Below are 16,829 nucleotides of genomic sequence, written 5' to 3' on the forward strand. Positions count from 1 at the left end.
CCTTTTTCATTGAATCACTGACGACGAGACCCTATGGCCACTCCCAGCGCTAGCTCTTATAACGCCGACGCCATCGAAGTCCTCTCGGGCCTCGACCCGGTGCGCAAACGCCCCGGCATGTACACCGACACCAGTCGGCCGAACCACCTCGCCCAGGAAGTCATCGACAACAGCGTCGACGAAGCCCTGGCCGGCCACGCCAAATCGGTGCAGGTCATTCTGCACGCCGATCACTCGCTGGAAGTCAGCGACGACGGTCGCGGCATGCCGGTCGACATCCACCCGGAAGAGGGTGTGTCGGGTGTCGAGCTGATCCTCACCAAGCTGCACGCGGGCGGCAAGTTTTCCAACAAGAACTACCAGTTCTCCGGCGGTCTGCACGGGGTGGGTATTTCCGTGGTCAACGCCTTGTCGACCGAAGTCCGGGTACGCGTGAAGCGTGACGGCAACGAATACCAGATGACTTTCAAGGATGGCTTCAAGGCCACCGAACTGGAAATCGTCGGCACTGTCGGCAAGCGCAACACCGGCACCAGCGTGTACTTCGCGCCGGACCCGAAATACTTCGATTCACCGAAATTCTCCATCAGTCGCCTCAAGCACGTGCTCAAGGCCAAGGCTGTGTTGTGCCCGGGGTTGCTGGTCAGCTTCGAAGACAAGGGCACCGGCGAGAAAGTCGAGTGGCATTACGAAGATGGCCTGCGCTCGTATCTGGTGGACGCGGTCAGCGAATTCGAACGCCTGCCGGACGAGCCGTTCTGCGGCAGCCTGGCCGGTAATAAGGAAGCGGTGGACTGGGCGCTGCTGTGGCTGCCGGAAGGTGGCGACGCGGTGCAGGAAAGCTACGTCAACCTGATCCCGACGGCGCAGGGCGGGACCCACGTCAACGGTCTGCGTCAGGGCCTGCTCGACGCGATGCGCGAGTTCTGCGAATTCCGCAGCCTGCTGCCGCGCGGCGTGAAGCTGGCGCCGGAAGACGTCTGGGAGCGCATCGCTTTCGTGCTGTCGATGAAGATGCAGGAACCGCAATTCTCCGGCCAGACCAAAGAGCGTCTGTCGTCCCGTGAGGCGGCGGCGTTCGTCTCCGGTGTGGTCAAGGATGCGTTCAGCCTGTGGCTCAACGCCAACCCGGAAACCGGTCTGGCGCTGGCCGAACTGGCGATCAACAACGCCGGTCGCCGCCTCAAGGCAAGCAAAAAGGTCGAGCGCAAGCGCGTCACCCAGGGCCCTGCGCTGCCGGGCAAACTGGCGGACTGTGCCGGGCAGGACCCGATGCGTTCCGAGCTGTTCCTGGTCGAAGGTGATTCCGCCGGTGGTTCCGCCAAGCAAGCGCGGGACAAGGAATTCCAGGCGATCCTGCCGTTGCGCGGCAAGATCCTCAACACCTGGGAAGTCGACGGCAGCGAAGTGCTCGCCAGCCAGGAAGTGCACAACATCGCCGTGGCCATCGGGGTTGATCCGGGCGCCGCAGACATGAGCCAGCTGCGTTACGGCAAAATCTGCATCCTCGCCGACGCCGACTCCGACGGTCTGCACATCGCGACCTTGCTTTGCGCGTTGTTCGTCCAGCATTTCCGCCCGCTGGTGGATGCCGGTCACGTCTACGTGGCGATGCCGCCGCTGTTCCGTATCGACCTGGGCAAAGAGATCTACTACGCCCTTGATGAGGCCGAGCGCGACGGGATTCTCGACCGTCTGGTGGCCGAGAAGAAGCGCGGCAAGCCACAGGTCACCCGATTCAAAGGTCTGGGTGAAATGAACCCGCCGCAGCTGCGTGAAACCACCATGGACCCGAACACCCGACGTCTGGTGCAACTGACGCTGGGTGAAGATTACGCCGAGACTTCGGAAATGATGGACATGCTGCTGGCGAAGAAACGCGCCGGTGACCGCAAAACCTGGCTCGAATCCAAGGGCAATCTGGCTGAGGTGACGGCCTGATGCGGCTTGGCTGGGCCTTGGCGGGTGCGTTACTGCTGAGTGCGATGAGCGTATCGGCTGAACCGCTGCAGGAACTGCGTGTGCTCTCCGAACACCCGGTCGACGGCATGCGCGGCGGTAACCTGTCGGGCCTGGCCATGTGTGGCAGCGAGTTGTGGACGGTGTCGGACCGCGATGACGACCAGATCTATCGGCTCAATACCGCCGATCAGGTCTGGCAGGCCGAAGCCTTGCACATTGATGTGCCTCTGGTGCCGGAGACCGGTTTGCCGTGGGGATTGCGCTCGCGCAATTGGGCCGCGTCGTTCGTGCGCGGTGGCGACCTGGATTTCGAAGGCATCAGCTGCGACAGCGCCGGCAATCGCTACATTGTCAGCGAGGGCCACGCGGCGGTCTTGCAGGTGCCCGTCAGCGGCCCGGTCAACTGGCTGAAGATCTCGCCGATGATGGTTCGCGAAGCGCGGGCCAGTGGCATGCTCCTGCATTTCAATGCGATCTTCGAAGGTCTGGCGATCAACCCGGCGGGTGATCAGATGTGGCTGGCCGCCGAACGGCAAAGCCGTGGCTTGCTGCTGATCAAGCGTCAGCAGACGGTGTGGGATTGCGACGGTCGTTGCGTGCTGCTCAGCGAGGGCGGCAAGGAGATGCAGCCGCCGCAGTTCCCGCATGCCAAAGCGGTCGACCGCGATTTTTCCGACCTTTCGTTGTTCAACGGCAAATTGTTTACCCTTGAACGCAACGCCTTCCAGATTTGTCGGCGCGATGCGCAGACCGCCAAGGTCGAGCGTTGCTGGTCCTACGCCGCTGAACTGTTGCAGGCCAACCGCCGTTACTCGCAGAACTTCGGGCTGGAAGAGGCGCTGATCGTTGACGCTGAGGGTGCGTGGGTCGGCGTCGACAATAATTTCGGCCCGCGGGCAGACGGAGAGGTTCGCCCGGTCGTCTGGCGCTTCGCCGCGCCTGAAGGCGGCTGGAGCGCCAAGCCGTGAGCCAGCAACCGCCGGGCAAACGCGCCGGCCGGGTATTGATGATTTTGGCCTGGTGCGCCGGGCTGTTTCTGGCCACGCGGTTTTTCGGCCAGTGGGAAGAGCGTCAGCAGAATCCGAATGTCGTGGTCAGCTCCGAGCAGCATGACGGCGTGATCGAAGTAAAACTGGCGGGCAATGCCCAAGGGCATTTTGTCGCCAGCGGTCAGATCAACGGGGAGCCGGTGGAGTTCATGCTCGACACCGGCGCCACCGATGTGGCGATCCCGGCGGATCTGGCCAAACGGTTGAAACTGGAAGAAGGCTTCGGTGTGACCCTGAGCACGGCCAACGGCCTGAGCCAGGGTTACCGGACAAAGATCGACCGCCTGCAACTGGGCGACATCGTGCTGCGGGATGTCCGTGCACTGGTGGCGCCGGGGCTGCATGGCGATCAGGTGCTGCTCGGCATGAGCGCCCTGAACAAACTTGAATTTACCCAGCGCGGTGGCACCATGCTGCTGCGCCAGACAACGAACCGATGAGGCCCGCATGAGCGACTCCCTTGATCTCAGCCTGGACGGTGTAGAACGCCGCTCGCTGGCTGACTTCACCGAAAATGCCTACCTCAACTACTCCATGTACGTGATCATGGACCGCGCCCTGCCGCATATCGGCGACGGTCTGAAACCGGTACAGCGGCGTATCGTCTACGCCATGAGCGAGCTGGGGCTGGACGCCGATTCCAAGCACAAGAAATCGGCGCGTACCGTCGGTGACGTGCTCGGCAAGTTCCACCCGCACGGCGATTCGGCGTGCTACGAAGCGATGGTGCTGATGGCCCAGCCGTTCAGCTATCGCTACACGCTGGTCGACGGCCAGGGCAACTGGGGTGCGCCGGACGATCCCAAGTCCTTCGCTGCCATGCGTTACACCGAAGCACGCCTGTCGCGTTATTCCGAAGTGCTGCTCAGCGAGTTGGGCCAAGGCACCGCCGACTGGGGACCGAACTTCGACGGCACCCTGCAGGAGCCTTTGGTTCTGCCGGCGCGCCTGCCGAATATCCTGCTCAACGGCACCACCGGCATCGCTGTCGGCATGGCCACCGACGTGCCGCCGCACAACCTGCGCGAAGTCGCCACGGCCTGCGTGCGTCTGCTCGATGAGCCCAAAGCCACGGTCGAACAGCTCTGCGAGCACATTCAAGGCCCGGATTACCCGACCGAAGCGGAAATCATCACCCCGCGCGCCGACCTGCTGAAAATGTACGAAACCGGCAAGGGCTCGGTGCGCATGCGCGCCGTGTACCACGTCGAGGACGGCGACATCATCGTCACCGCGCTGCCGCACCAGGTCTCCGGGGCCAAGGTGCTGGAGCAGATCGCCGCACTGATGCAGGCCAAGCCCTCGAAAGCGCCGCAAATCGCTGACCTGCGTGATGAATCCGACCACGAAAACCCGTGCCGCATCGTGATCATTCCGGTCAACAGCCGCGTCGATCACGAAGCGCTGATGCAGCATCTGTTCGCCAGCACCGAGCTGGAGTCGACCTACCGGGTCAACGTCAACATCATCGGTCTGGACGGCAAGCCGCAGCTGAAAAACCTGCGTGCGTTGCTGGTCGAATGGCTGGAATTCCGCGTACTGACCGTGCGCCGCCGCCTGCAATTCCGCCTCGACAAGGTCGAGCGTCGCCTGCACCTGTTGGACGGTTTGCTGATTGCCTACCTCAACCTGGACGAAGTGATCCACATCATCCGTACCGAGGAACACCCGAAAGCCAAGCTGATCGAGCGTTTCGCCCTCAGCGAGATTCAGGCCGACTACATCCTCGACACCCGTCTGCGGCAGTTGGCGCGCCTGGAAGAGATGAAGCTGCGCGACGAGCAGGATGAACTGCTCAAGGAGCAAGCCAAGCTGCAAGCCTTGCTGGGCAGCGAAGCCAAGCTGAAGAAGCTGGTGCGCACCGAGCTGCTGAAAGATGCCGAAACCTATGGTGATGACCGTCGTTCGCCGATCGTTGAGCGCGCTGAAGCGAAAGCGTTGACCGAGCACGATCTGCTGCCGAACGAAAAAGTCACCGTTGTCCTGTCGGAAAAAGGCTGGATCCGTTCCGCCAAGGGTCACGATATAGACGCCACCGGCCTGTCGTACAAGGCTGGCGACGGCTTCAAGACCTCGGCGGCGGGGCGTTCCAACCAGTCTGCCGTGGTGATTGACTCCACTGGCCGCAGCTATTCGGTCGCCGCGCATACGTTGCCGTCGGCCCGCGGCCAGGGCGAACCGTTGACCGGACGTCTGACCCCGCCACCGGGCGCGACCTTCGAATGCGTGCTGATGCCCGAAGACGATGCGCTGTACGTGATCGCCTCCGACGCCGGTTACGGCTTTGTGGTGAAAGGTGAAGATCTGCAAGCCAAGAACAAGGCGGGCAAGGCTCTGCTGAGCCTGCCGAACAACGCTAAAGTCATCGCGCCGCGCCCGGTGGCCGACCGTGAGCAGAACTGGCTGGCCTCGGTCACGACCGAAGGTCGCCTGCTGATCTTCAAAATCAGCGATCTGCCACAATTAGGGAAGGGCAAGGGCAACAAGATCATCGGGATTTCCGGTGAGCGTGTGGCCAGTCGCGAAGAATATGTCACGGACATCGCCGTGCTTCCGGAAGGCGCCACCTTGGTGCTACAGGCCGGAAAACGGACTCTGTCGCTGAAGGCCGACGACCTCGAACACTACAAGGGTGAGCGTGGACGTCGCGGGAATAAACTCCCGAGGGGCTTCCAGCGGGTGGATGCGCTGCTCGTCGAAAACCTCAATTAGGCGCCCTAGAGCGTTCGATCTACGATTTAACGCGTAGATCGACGCTTTGGCGCTGGAGTCGGAACGCATATTCACGGATGATATGGCCTTTCCAAGCGCCGGCGTGGCCGAGCGTTCTTCATATTTATTGAGTATTTTCACTGTGGTCAGCCTTGTGGCGGCCACCTGGACGGGATGATGACTGCTCTGCGCCCCCTTATTTTTCTGCTCGCTGGCGTTTTGGGCCTGGCGGGCTGCAGCGTTCACCAGCCGGTGTCGCTGTATCAGCTGGACAGCGGAAGTCCGGCTCAGCCTGCGCAAAGCACAGGCATGGCGGTTTTGTTGGGTCCGGTAGTCATTGCTGACTACCTGCAACGTGAAACTTTGCTGCAACGTCAACCGGACGGCAGCCTGCAAGCCTCGACCGATGGTCGCTGGGCGGGCAGCCTTTCGTCGGATATCGATCAGTTGCTGATGCGTCAGGTGGCCGGTCATCTGGACAGCCAGCGTGTGGTATTGGCACCCGCCACTTTGGGGTTTGCCCCGGATGTGCAGGTGTTGCTGACCATCACGCGTCTGGACTCCGGTGAGAAACAACCGGCGATCCTCGATGCGCAATGGCGTCTGATCGACCGGCGTGGTCAGGTGCGTGATAACCGCATCGTGCATCTGCAGGAGCTGCATGCCGGCACCACGGCTTCGCAGGTGCAGGCGCAGGGGATTCTGCTGCAGCGTCTGGCCGAGCAATTGTCGGTGGCGCTCAAACCGTTGGCCAACCAGCCCCCGGTGGCTGAAGCGCCGCGCAAGGCAGCGCCCAAACCGGCAGCGCCGGCGGCGGAAGCCGAGAAGCAGCCGAAGATTCCGATGGCCTCACCGATTCGCACCGATATGGAAGTGTTCCGCTTCTGAGTCTGGTTTGAGTCAAAACAAAGCCCGCCTTGTGCGGGCTTTGTTGTGTCTGGAAGAACGGATATGAGGATTTGCACACACGAGAACCCTGTAGGAGCTGCCGAAGGCTGCGATCTTTTGATCTGGCCGTATCAGAATCAAGATCAAAAGATCGCAGCGTGCCGCAGCTCCTACACGATGCGATCCCGCGTTCGAATAGCCACAAAAAAGCCCGCAGACAATCACTTGTCTGCGGGCTTCTGTGCATCTGGCCTAAGGCTTACGCCCGACGCTCATGCATCCGCGCCAGTTGCCGCTCGAGCATCGACGGATAAGGCTCCATCAACCGCTCCACGCAGCAGGCGCCCTCCGGGCTGGCGATCGGCCGGATCCGCGCACGCTGGCGAATCAGCGCATCGTCACCGATCTTGCGCTCGACCAGCAGCAGGTTGCGGCTGTGTTGCGACAGGGCCAGGGCATCCTGGGCCGAATCGGTCAGCAACAGGTCGATCTGGCTCAGACCGAACAGCTCATCGCCCAGGGTCAGGCCCAGTTGCAATTGCAGGGTGATGCCGCTGTCGGCGACTTCGATCTGCAACTGATGGCCCAGCGCCCGCAGCAACTCGCCGCAGCAGATGGCGTTGGTCAGGTAATCGTCACCGCTGTCTTCGGTGTGGAACAGCATCAGTGTGCTGCCATCGTTCAGGGTTTCGATCTCGCCCTGATACAGTGAAGCGGCCTGATCGAGGCAGTCGCGGTAGCGCTCCAGCAACTCTTCCAGACGGGCGCGCGGCAGGCGACGCAGTTGCTCTTGCGAACCCAACTGCACTGCCAGCACCGCGCTGTGTTGCGGCACGCTAGGCGTGGCCTTGCGCGCGACCGGTTGCGGCGCTGCATCCAGCGATTCGTCGCGCAGATCGGCAAACGCGTCGTCGTCTTCATCGTCTTCAACGGTGCTGACCACATGGCGCGGCGCCGGTTTCTGCGCGGCCATAGGGCGGGTTTCGTCAAAGCTCGGGTCACGCAGGTTGCGCACTTCGAACTCCGGCTCATCCTCTTCCTCGAACTCGGGTTCCGGCTCGGGCTCGGGTTTTGGCGCAGGCTCCGGCGCGAAGTTGGCGTGCAGCTGACGCGCCAGATCGCCGATCTCGTCCTGACGGTCGGTGCCCGGCGTGTATTCGTCGATGTTGCGCAGCCAGACGCGCAGTTGCAGCAACGGCGTCGACAGATAGCGGCCCATGCGCAGGCTCAGGGCCAGCGACAAGGCCAGCAGAATCGCACTGAGAATGCCCATGCTTTGCAGGCTGATGGTCATCGGCTGCTGGAACTGATCCATGTCCAGGCTGATGCGCAGTTGCCCGGCCGTCACGTCCTGGAAAGTGATCTTGCTCTCGTACATGCCCTCGGCTTCGCCCAGCAGGCTGTGCTTGGGGCGCTGACCGGATTCGGCGAGGATGCGGTTGTCCACGCTATAGATGGCCGCGTGGGCCACCAGCTTGTTCTTGGTCAGGTTGTTGAGCAGCACGTTGAGGCTGAGGATGTCGTTGGACACCAGCAGTTCAGTGGCGGAGGTGGCGGTCTGCGTGGTCAGGCTTTCGCCCAGCGCATCGGCCTGCTCGTGCATGGCCTGCTTGAACTGCAAGCCCATCACCCCGGCATAGATCACCAGGGCCAGAGCGACCAGGATCACGTTATGGCTGGCAATGCGCAATGCAATCGGTACACGGCGATGACGCAGTGCACGGAAGATCAGCAGGAAGAAGTTATCGGTTTTAACTGGCGTGGGCCGGTTCACTGAGCTCGGCTCTTTTGTCCGTGAAGTTGACGCGCAGTATAGCGACAGGCCCTAGACCGGCAAAGCGCTCGCGGTGCCCGATGGTCACTGAAAGTGGGTAGAATGCGGTTTTTTTCCAGTTGCGGGGGTGCGCGTTGCGCGAAATCGTCCTGATTAACATCACGGGAGTCGACCGTCCGGGTCTGACTGCGGCCATTACCGGCGTTCTGGCCCAGGGTGGTGTGAACATCCTCGATATCGGTCAGGCGGTGATCCACGACACCCTGTCGTTCGGCATCCTGGTCGAGATTCCCGACTCCGAGCAGGGCAAAGCCGTGCTCAAGGACATCCTGTTCAAGGGCTACGAGCTCGACCAGCAGGTGCGCTTCACCCCGGTGTCCGAAGAGGATTACCAGCAATGGGTGGGCAATCAGGGCAAGAAACGCCACATCGTCACCCTGTTGACCCGCAAAGTGACCGCCGGCCAATTGCAGGCGGTCAGCTCGATCACCGCCAAATATGGCCTGAACATCGACCATATCGACCGTCTGTCGGGTCGCATGCCGCTGGACACGCCAGCCGACAAGGGCAAGGGCTGCATCGAGTTCTCCGTACGGGGCGAAGCGGCCGATCCGCAGGCGCTGCGTGCCGAATTCCTCAGCGTCGCGCAGGAGCTGAACGTCGACATCGCCTTCCAGGAAGATTCGCTGTTCCGTCGCAACCGGCGTCTGGCGGTGTTCGACATGGACTCGACGCTGATCGAAGCCGAAGTCATCGACGAACTGGCCAAGGCTGCCGGCGTGGGCGAGCAAGTCTCGGCCATCACCGAGCGCGCCATGGCTGGCGAACTGGACTTCCGCGCCAGCTTCAAGGAGCGCCTGGCGCTGCTCAAGGGCCTGGACGTCAGCGTGCTGGACTCCATCGGCGCCTCGCTGCGCCTGACCGAAGGCGCCGAAACCCTTTTCGCCGAACTCAAGCGTCTGGGCTACAAGACCGCGATCCTGTCCGGCGGCTTCACTTATTTCGCCAAGCAGTTGCAGGCCAAACTCGGTATCGACTACGTGTTCGCCAACGAACTGGAAGTGGTCGATGGCAAGTGCACCGGCGTGGCCATCGAGCCAATTGTCGACGCACAGCGTAAGGCGGATTTGCTGAAGGAGCTGGCGCACAAGGAAGGCTTGCGTCTGGAGCAGACCATCGCCGTGGGTGATGGCGCGAATGACCTGCCGATGCTGGCGATTGCCGGTCTGGGCGTGGCGTTCCGTGCCAAGCCGCTGGTCAAGCAGTCGGCGAAGCAGGCGATCTCTACGCTGGGGCTGGATGGTGTGCTGTATCTGCTGGGCTTTCGCGATCGTGATGGGCAGTTGTAATTAAAGATCAAAAGATCGCAGCCTGCGGCAGCTCCTACACTGGAATATGCGTTTCTCTGTAGGAGCTGCCGAAGGCTGCGATCTTTTGCTTTCAAAGCGATTTCCACAACGAATCGAAATTCTCCTCGCTCCCGCCATTCTGCGCGGCCTCCAGCGAGCGATAAGCAAACTGATTGAAACTGTGCGTGCTCGCCACCCGTCGATCCAACCCGGCGCGGTGTTCTTCGCCGTGGGTGTTGATCAGCACCTTGTTGCCCTCCTGAAACGGCAGACGCGGGGCGAGCAAGGTCGCGGGCAAGTCGATGGCGCTGATCTCAGGCAGCAACAGACCGCGTAAATAGTGGCTGTGATCATCCCGCGAGCGCACCAGTTGCAAACCGCAGGGTTCGGCGTGCGGCGCGACCAGTTCTATGCCCATTTGCGGCCCGCTGCCGCGTACCTGGCGAATCCAGCGCACCACCGCAATGCTCCAGCCCTGGTTGGAACTGTCCTGAATCCCGACCATTTCTCCGGCCTGTAACTCGGCCGGCACTTCACTCGGCCAGCCCAGGCAATAACCACCGGGGCTGTGGTTGATCACCGGCAACGTGTAGGTCGGGTAGTTCGGCGTGCTGTCGGTATCGCTTTCGTCTTCGCCCAGATGGTCGTACTGGATTTCCTCGTAGGGCAGCAACTCGTCTGCCGCAGACTGCGGTGCGGCGTCGAAGGCCTGGCTCCAGCTGTCCTGTTCACCCTTGACCACCGCGCTGCTGAAGTTGGCCGCGCGGGCGCCGGGATGCTTGAGCAGTTCGCTGAAGGTACGTTCGCCGCCCAGATAGAAGTGCAGGGCGCTCATGCCGACACACACGGTCAGGCTGCCCTGGCCGGCAGTGCGCTGAAAGCTGCGCTCGGCAGCCTGGCCCCAACTGGCGTGCAGATGCTGCAGGGTGTCGAGGCTCAGGCCTGCCGGGACAGGCAGCGGCGTCGGCGAATCCTGTTGCAGTAAATGCGCTTCGATGGCGTTCACCAACGGTTGCGGATCGAAGCCCAGCAAACTTGCCTGCTGTTCTTTACGAAACATGTTGCGATAGCGCGGGCCGGCGTCCAGTTCCGCGCTGATGGCGAACAGGCCGTCGCCCGGGCTGCCGGGATGCAACTTGAGCAAGGCACTCCATGGCTCCAGCACTTCGGCAAGGCGGGCGATCTGGTTCTGCCGCAATTGATTGCAACGGGCGCTGCTCAGCAACAGGGCGGCAATGTAAGTCTGCTCCAGGCTCAATTCGGTACTCAGGCTCGCCAGTTCGTCATGCACCCGGCGCTGTTGCAGCTGCAATGTGCAGGCCACTCGATATAGCTGATGCAGCTCGAACCACAGATGTTCGGGTGCAGGGCTGTAAAGCTGCGTCGCCCGCAGCAGTTGCCCCTTGAGTGCATGCGCGGCCCGTTGCAGTGCCTGACTGACCAGCGCCGCACGATCCTTTTGGTACTTGGGGGCAATGCGCAGAACGATCTGCTTGTACCCGATGGCCAATTGACTTTGCAGTGCCTGACACAGGTTGCTGATCTTGCGCGAACGATCGTCGAGCAGGATCGCCTGATGCAGGAAGTGCCGCTCCAGATGCTGGCAGACGAAGTACACCTCGGGGCGCAGCAACTCCAGCAGTTGCAGGCGATTGTCGCTGGGGGTGAGCAACTGGTTGAGTTCGCCCAGGCCTTGGTACAACTGGCGGGCGGTTTCGCCGATGTTGGCCTTGGGCAGGCCGGCGATCCAGCGTTTGAGGTCGCGCGGGGTGGCTTCGCAGAACGACAGACGCGTTTGCGTCGGGGTCGGGGCGCTCAGCAGCGGTGGGGAGAAGGTCTGGCTCATGCCAAAAACCATAGCAGTAAATGAACCGGTCGGCCTTCAACTGTAGGAGCTGCCGCAGGCTGCGATCTTTTGACTTTGGTTTTTAAAAGCAGAGTCAAAAGATCGCAGCCTTCGGCAGCTCCTACAGGGCATATATCAGGCGTTTGGCAGGGCCAAGGCCTGGCCCATTTGTACGGGAGAGCCGGCGACCAGTGTTTCAGCCCATTTCACCTGATCCGGGCCAAATAGCACGATCGCGGTCGAACCCAGCTTGAAGCGCCCCAGTTCAGCGCCTTTTTCCAGATGGATCGGCGCACGGGCGGCTTCGTCGTAGCGGAAGGTTTTCAGTTCGCGCTTCGGTGGGGTGACCAGACCGGCCCACACGGTTTCGATCGAGGCCACGATCATCGCGCCCACCAGCACCACGGCCATCGGCCCGCGCTCGGTGTCGAAAATGCACGCCACACGTTCGTTGCGGGCGAACAGCTCCGGAACGTTTTCCGCGGTGGTCTGGTTGACCGAGAAGATCCGGCCCGGGATGTAGACCATCTCGCGCAGGGTGCCGGCCAGCGGCATGTGCACGCGGTGGTAATCCTTCGGCGACAGGTAAATGGTGGCAAAGTCGCCGCCCATGAACGGCGCGGCATTCGCCGTGTCACCGCCCAGCAGTTCCAGCACGCTGAAGCTGTGGCCCTTGGCCTGAAACACGCGACCGTGTTCGATCGGGCCGAGCTGGCTGACCGCACCGTCCGCGGGGCTGAGGATCGCGCCCGGGGTTTCGTCCAGCGGACGCGCGCCGTCTTTCAGGGCACGGGTGAAGAATGCGTTGAAGTGCTCGTAAGCGGTCAGGTCTTCGACCAGCGCTTGCGACATGTCCACCTGATAACGTTTGGCGAACCACTGGGTGAAGGCATTCTTGAACCAGCGCACGCGGCACTCGGCGACGCAGCCGGCCAGGCGCGACAACAGGTGATGAGGCAGCAGGTACTGGCTGAGAATAAACAGACGCTCTTTCATTAGTTGTCCTTAGAACCTTGAATCTCGACAGGCGTGTCAGGGTGGTTGCCCCATTCGCCCCAGGAACCGGCGTAGCCCTTGACCCGCGGATAACCGAGGGACTTGGCCACCAGATAAGTGAAGCCCGACCGGTGATGGGTCTGGCAGTGGGTAATGATTTCTTTGTCCTTGGTGATCCCGAGGTCTTCGAGGATCTGCGGCATGTCCGTGCGAATCCGCAGCTGACGCGCCTTGTCCATGCCGGCGGTCCATTCGAAGTTCACCGCGCCGGGGATGTGTCCACCCTTGGCGGCCAGCACTTTCTCACCGGAATACTCCAGCGGCCCGCGGGCATCCCAGATCGCCAGATCGGCAGCGCCGAGACGGCTTTGCAGGTATTCGCGAGTCGCGGTCGGTTCGTCGTGCAGGGTCAGTGCCACCGGGCCGCCCGCAGCAGGCGGCACCTGGATCGACATCGGCATGCCCGCTTCAAGCCACGCCGGCAGACCACCGTCGACGTAGTGGTACTTGTCGTGACCGATCACGTCGAGCAGCCAGATGAAACGGCCGGCCCAGCCACCGCCTTCGTCGTCGTAGACCACGTAGACCGCGTCCGGACGGTGGCCCAACTCACCGAACAACTCTTCGAGCTTGTCTTTGGCCGGCATCAGCCCCGGCGCCGGTGGCTGGCCGAGCTGAGTGCGTTTCGGGTCGACAAAGCGTGCGCCCGGAAGGTGACCTTCGGCATAACGGGCAGGGCTGGTCAGATCCACCAGAATCAGTTCAGGGGAATCGAGACGCGGGAGCAGGTCGCTCGGCTCGATGACGAGCGGCAAGCCAGAGAAGTCAGGCATGTGAGGTCTCCAGAGCACAAAGGGGGGGATTGTAGCGCAGCCTCATCGGCCACGGCTGCTAAAGCTGTGCAGGGCTTTTTCGATGCACTGCGCGGTTTTGCCGAACGCCTGCACGGTGATGTCGGCGAACGGCCCGCCGCCCTGATCGGCAACGACGATCATGATCACCCGGCCGTTATTGACCAGCGAGCGCAGGAACAGGTGTTCGCCCCGGAACAGCGAACGCAGGCCCGCCGGCAGCAGCGCGGAGAATTGCGCGTTGTTCTCGGGGTTGATCCGCACTTGTGCCTGCTGCGCGAGCAAGCGTTGCAGGACTTTGCTCTGACCGACGACAAAATTCAGCGCGGCCGCTTCCTTCGGCAAACCGAAGGTCTGATGCACACGCAGATTCGATTGCGTACGGTCGGCCATCAGAATCATCACCCGGCGCATGCCACTGGCGACCAGTGCATCGCGGGCGGCGACGGTCAGGCTCATGGCATTGGTGAAGCGGCTCGGCTCGGCGAGCAGTTCGGCGCACTGCCGGCGCCACTTGGCCAGATCGTCGGTACTCGGCGCGGCCGCCGGCAGCATTCCTGCCGGCAAACGATGGGTGCCCCACGGCCACAATAATGAAACGGCCGGGTGCCACAGATCGGGCATGGCATGCTGGCGCGCGCTGTTGGCGGCTTGCTGGTGCAACTGCTGCTGCACTTCGTCCATCGAGATTTGCAGATAAAGGCTGGTCAGGTACTGCCAGCGTTCACTGTGCGGGCTGTCCCAGGCCTGTTGCGCCGACAGCGCCAGACCGTTTGCCAGCAACACGGTGTTGGCTGGCTGGTTGAGCCAGCGGCGCAGGGTTGGATCGTCGTCGAGGCGATTCTGCTGGCGCAGCGGGTGTTCGCTGTCGCGGGCGATGCGCAGTACTTTCACCAGTTCGCGCTGTTCGCTAAGCAGCAGCTTATAGCCTTGCTGCACCCAGATCGGCAGGTGCCAGACCTGCACCAGTGCCTCGGCGATCCTCAGCAGGCGTACGCCAAACAGTTGCTTCTCGACCGTGCGCGCCGATTCGCCCTTGTGGATAACCCGCAGCTCCCACTCTTCGAGCAATTCGGGGAACGTCAGCGCCAGCGGCCATAGCGGCGAGAGAAACAACAGGCTGCCCCAGTGAATGTCCTGCCACAGGCGCGCCAGGCGACTGGCGAAAAAACCGTTGGCCTGTTGTGTCGCGTGCTGGCTGATCATTTGCAGTTGGCGCAGCGCCTTGGGGATCTGCATCTGCGGTTCGACGGGCAGGCGCGCGAGCAATTCTTCAGTCCGTGCCAGGCCCAGACGGTTGATCGCGACTTCAAGATTTTCCGCCGGCGCGGTCATCGTGCCGAGGGTGTGACGATTGGCCTCACGGATGATGCTCAAGGCCAGCGCCGGGCTGTCCTGCATCAGGTCGGCGATGTCGCGCAGCGAACTGCGGTTGTCACGGATCGCCCGGCACACCTTGTCGTGCGCCTCTTGCGGCACGGGCAGGCGCACGCCATCGAGCAGCTTGACCCAGCCGTCGAGTGTGGTCGGTTTTGCGTGTGGGACGTTCGTTTCATTAGCCATGTCTGGACGAGATCTTCACTGACTGTAGACGCGCCCGGCATGGGCTAAATTGGCTTTTCGCCTGAACTGGCTATAGTCTGGCGCAGTTTTGCCGATAAGTAGAAGAAGAGATTTTTTAACTTCCGAATATGACCTTGAACCCGACTTAAACAAGTACTTTCTACCTATGGCTAAAATTATCGGCATCATCGTCGTATTCGCGAGCGTGCTCGGCGGATACGTGCTCTCCCACGGCAAGATTGCCGCCCTGATTCAGCCCTTCGAGGTGATGATCATCGGTGGTGCGGCCCTCGGTGCATTCCTGCAGGCCAACCCCGGTTACATGACGATGCACGTGCTCAAGAAATCCCTGAGCATGTTCAGTTCGCGCTTCAGCCACACGTTCTATCTGGAAGTGCTCGGCCTGATCTACGAGATCCTCAACAAGAGCCGCCGCGAAGGCATGATGGCCATCGAAGGCGATATCGAAGACGCCGCCGCGAGCCCGATCTTCGCCAAGTATCCGGCGGTACTCAAAGACGAGCGCATGACCGCGTTCATCTGCGATTACCTGCGCATCATGTCCTCCGGCAACATGGCTCCCCATGAGCTGGAAGGCCTGTTCGACATGGAACTCTACAGCCTCAAGGAAGACCTCGAGCATCCGTCCCATGCGGTGAACGGCATTGCCGACGCCATGCCCGGTTTCGGTATCGTCGCGGCGGTACTGGGTATCGTGGTGACCATGGCCTCGCTGGGTGAGGGCGATCAGAAATCCATCGGTCTGCACGTGGGTGCGGCACTGGTCGGTACGTTCTTCGGTATTCTCGCGGCCTACGGTTTCTTCGGTCCGTTGGCGCACTCGCTGGCCCACGATGCCAAGGAAGAACTGAACGTCTACGAGGCGATCAAGGCTTCTCTGGTGGCTTCGGCTTCCGGCATGCCGCCATCGCTGGCGGTGGAGTTCGGACGCAAGGTGCTGTACCCGGCGCACCGTCCAAGCTTTGCCGAGCTGGAACAAGCCGTTCGCGGTCGCTAAGTCATGGAAAATAATCAGCCGATTATCATCAAGCGCGTCAAGCGCATAGCCGGTGGGCATCACGGCGGGGCGTGGAAGATCGCCTTCGCCGACTTCGCCACGGCGATGATGGCGTTCTTCCTGGTGTTGTGGCTGCTGTCCACCGCAACCCCTGAGCAGAAGATCGCCATCGCCGGCTATTTCAAAGACCCGGTCGGCTTCTCCGAAAGCGGCACGCCGTACATCATCGATCTGGGCGGTACGCCGACCCTGGCCCCGGAAAACACCCTCAACCCTGAGGTGAAGTCGCAGCCGCAACCGGACAAGGTCACGGTCGACACCGAGCAGGTCGAAGGCATGGCGGAGCAGGTCGAGAAAGAACGCCTGGAACTGTTGCTGCAAGAACTGCAGAACAAGGTCGACGAGAACCCGCAACTGCAGAAGTTCAAGGATCAGATCCTGTTCGAGATCACGCCGAACGGCTTGCGCATCCAGATCATGGACGCCGAAAACCGGCCGATGTTCGACTCCGGTTCCGCACGCCTGAAACCGTACTTCGAAGACATCCTGCTGGCCATGGCCGACACCATCAAAGCGGTGCCGAACAAGATCAGCATCAGCGGCCACACCGACGCCAAGCCGTACACCGGCACCGGCGATTTCGGCAACTGGGAACTTTCGGCCAACCGCGCCAACGCCGCGCGGCGTGCGCTGGTGGCGGGCAGCTATCCCGACGAGCAAGTGGCACGGGTAGTGGGGTATGCCTCGTCGGCACTGTTCGACAAGGAGAACCCGTTCAACCCGGTCAACCGCCGCATCGACATCGTGGTGCTGACCAAGAA

At 61.9% G+C, this 16,829-nt stretch carries 13 protein-coding genes; 8 read left to right on the plus strand and 5 right to left on the minus strand.

The annotated features are described in order from the left end of the window. Nucleotides 1–33: 33 nt before the first annotated feature. The 5 genes from parE to DBR18_RS23590 all read left to right on the plus strand — a co-directional run bounded on the left by parE (nt 34) and on the right by DBR18_RS23590 (nt 6,611). Nucleotides 34–1,941, plus strand: a complete 1,908-nt coding sequence (gene parE, locus DBR18_RS23570) for a DNA topoisomerase IV subunit B (RefSeq protein ID WP_108592127.1) — start codon at nt 34–36, stop codon at nt 1,939–1,941. Then, nucleotides 1,941–2,930, plus strand: a complete 990-nt coding sequence (locus DBR18_RS23575; RefSeq protein WP_108592128.1) for an esterase-like activity of phytase family protein — start codon at nt 1,941–1,943, stop codon at nt 2,928–2,930. The genes parE and DBR18_RS23575 overlap by 1 nt, the downstream gene beginning before the upstream one ends. Then, nucleotides 2,927–3,451, plus strand: coding sequence for a TIGR02281 family clan AA aspartic protease (locus tag DBR18_RS23580; RefSeq protein ID WP_108592129.1), 525 nt, complete (start codon nt 2,927–2,929; stop codon nt 3,449–3,451). The genes DBR18_RS23575 and DBR18_RS23580 overlap by 4 nt, the downstream gene beginning before the upstream one ends. Nucleotides 3,452–3,458: 7 nt before the next feature. After that, on the plus strand, nt 3,459–5,723 hold the full coding sequence (gene parC / locus DBR18_RS23585) for a DNA topoisomerase IV subunit A (RefSeq protein ID WP_108592130.1): 2,265 nt from the start codon (nt 3,459–3,461) through the stop codon (nt 5,721–5,723). A gap of 177 nt (nt 5,724–5,900) precedes the next feature. Further along, nucleotides 5,901–6,611 (plus strand): membrane integrity-associated transporter subunit PqiC, encoded by a 711-nt coding sequence (locus DBR18_RS23590; RefSeq protein WP_108592131.1) that lies wholly within the window; start codon nt 5,901–5,903, stop codon nt 6,609–6,611. 259 nt (nt 6,612–6,870) lie between these two features. Here the strand turns inward: DBR18_RS23590 and DBR18_RS23595 are convergent, their stop codons facing one another. Further along, entirely contained in the window at nt 6,871–8,385 is a 1,515-nt protein-coding gene (locus DBR18_RS23595; RefSeq protein ID WP_108592132.1) for an AhpA/YtjB family protein, read from the minus strand. Nucleotides 8,386–8,519: 134 nt separating this feature from the next. Between DBR18_RS23595 and serB the strand changes: the two genes are divergently transcribed. After that, nucleotides 8,520–9,734, plus strand: a complete 1,215-nt coding sequence (gene serB / locus DBR18_RS23600) for a phosphoserine phosphatase SerB (protein ID WP_007967407.1) — start codon at nt 8,520–8,522, stop codon at nt 9,732–9,734. A 91-nt stretch (nt 9,735–9,825) separates the two neighbouring features. Here serB and DBR18_RS23605 read toward each other — a convergent pair whose 3' ends face one another. The 4 genes from DBR18_RS23605 to DBR18_RS23625 form a co-directional block, all read right to left on the minus strand. After that, nucleotides 9,826–11,580 carry a molecular chaperone gene (locus tag DBR18_RS23605; protein ID WP_108592133.1) on the minus strand — a complete coding sequence of 585 codons (1,755 nt, stop codon included), beginning with the start codon at nt 11,578–11,580 and terminating at the stop codon, nt 9,826–9,828. 135 nt (nt 11,581–11,715) lie between these two features. Further along, the gene (gene asd / locus DBR18_RS23615; RefSeq protein WP_108592134.1) at nt 11,716–12,576 is read right to left on the minus strand and encodes an archaetidylserine decarboxylase; all 861 of its coding nucleotides are present in this window, start codon (nt 12,574–12,576) and stop codon (nt 11,716–11,718) included. After that, complete coding sequence (locus DBR18_RS23620) at nt 12,576–13,409, minus strand: rhodanese-like domain-containing protein (protein ID WP_108592135.1); 834 nt, start codon at nt 13,407–13,409, stop codon at nt 12,576–12,578. The genes asd and DBR18_RS23620 overlap by 1 nt, the downstream gene beginning before the upstream one ends. Before the next feature lie 42 nt (nt 13,410–13,451). Next, complete coding sequence (locus DBR18_RS23625) at nt 13,452–14,990, minus strand: HDOD domain-containing protein (protein ID WP_108592136.1); 1,539 nt, start codon at nt 14,988–14,990, stop codon at nt 13,452–13,454. A 166-nt stretch (nt 14,991–15,156) separates the two neighbouring features. Between DBR18_RS23625 and motA the strand changes: the two genes are divergently transcribed. Together motA and motB are read left to right on the plus strand one after the other, a co-directional pair. Next, the gene (gene motA / locus DBR18_RS23630; protein WP_007952169.1) at nt 15,157–16,008 is read left to right on the plus strand and encodes a flagellar motor stator protein MotA; all 852 of its coding nucleotides are present in this window, start codon (nt 15,157–15,159) and stop codon (nt 16,006–16,008) included. A 3-nt stretch (nt 16,009–16,011) separates the two neighbouring features. Continuing rightward, a partial coding sequence (motB, locus tag DBR18_RS23635) for a flagellar motor protein MotB (protein ID WP_256588878.1) occupies nt 16,012–16,829 on the plus strand: 818 nt, incomplete at its 3' end.

This window comes from Pseudomonas sp. HMWF021 (assembly GCF_003061005.1).
Lineage (GTDB): Bacteria > Pseudomonadota > Gammaproteobacteria > Pseudomonadales > Pseudomonadaceae > Aquipseudomonas.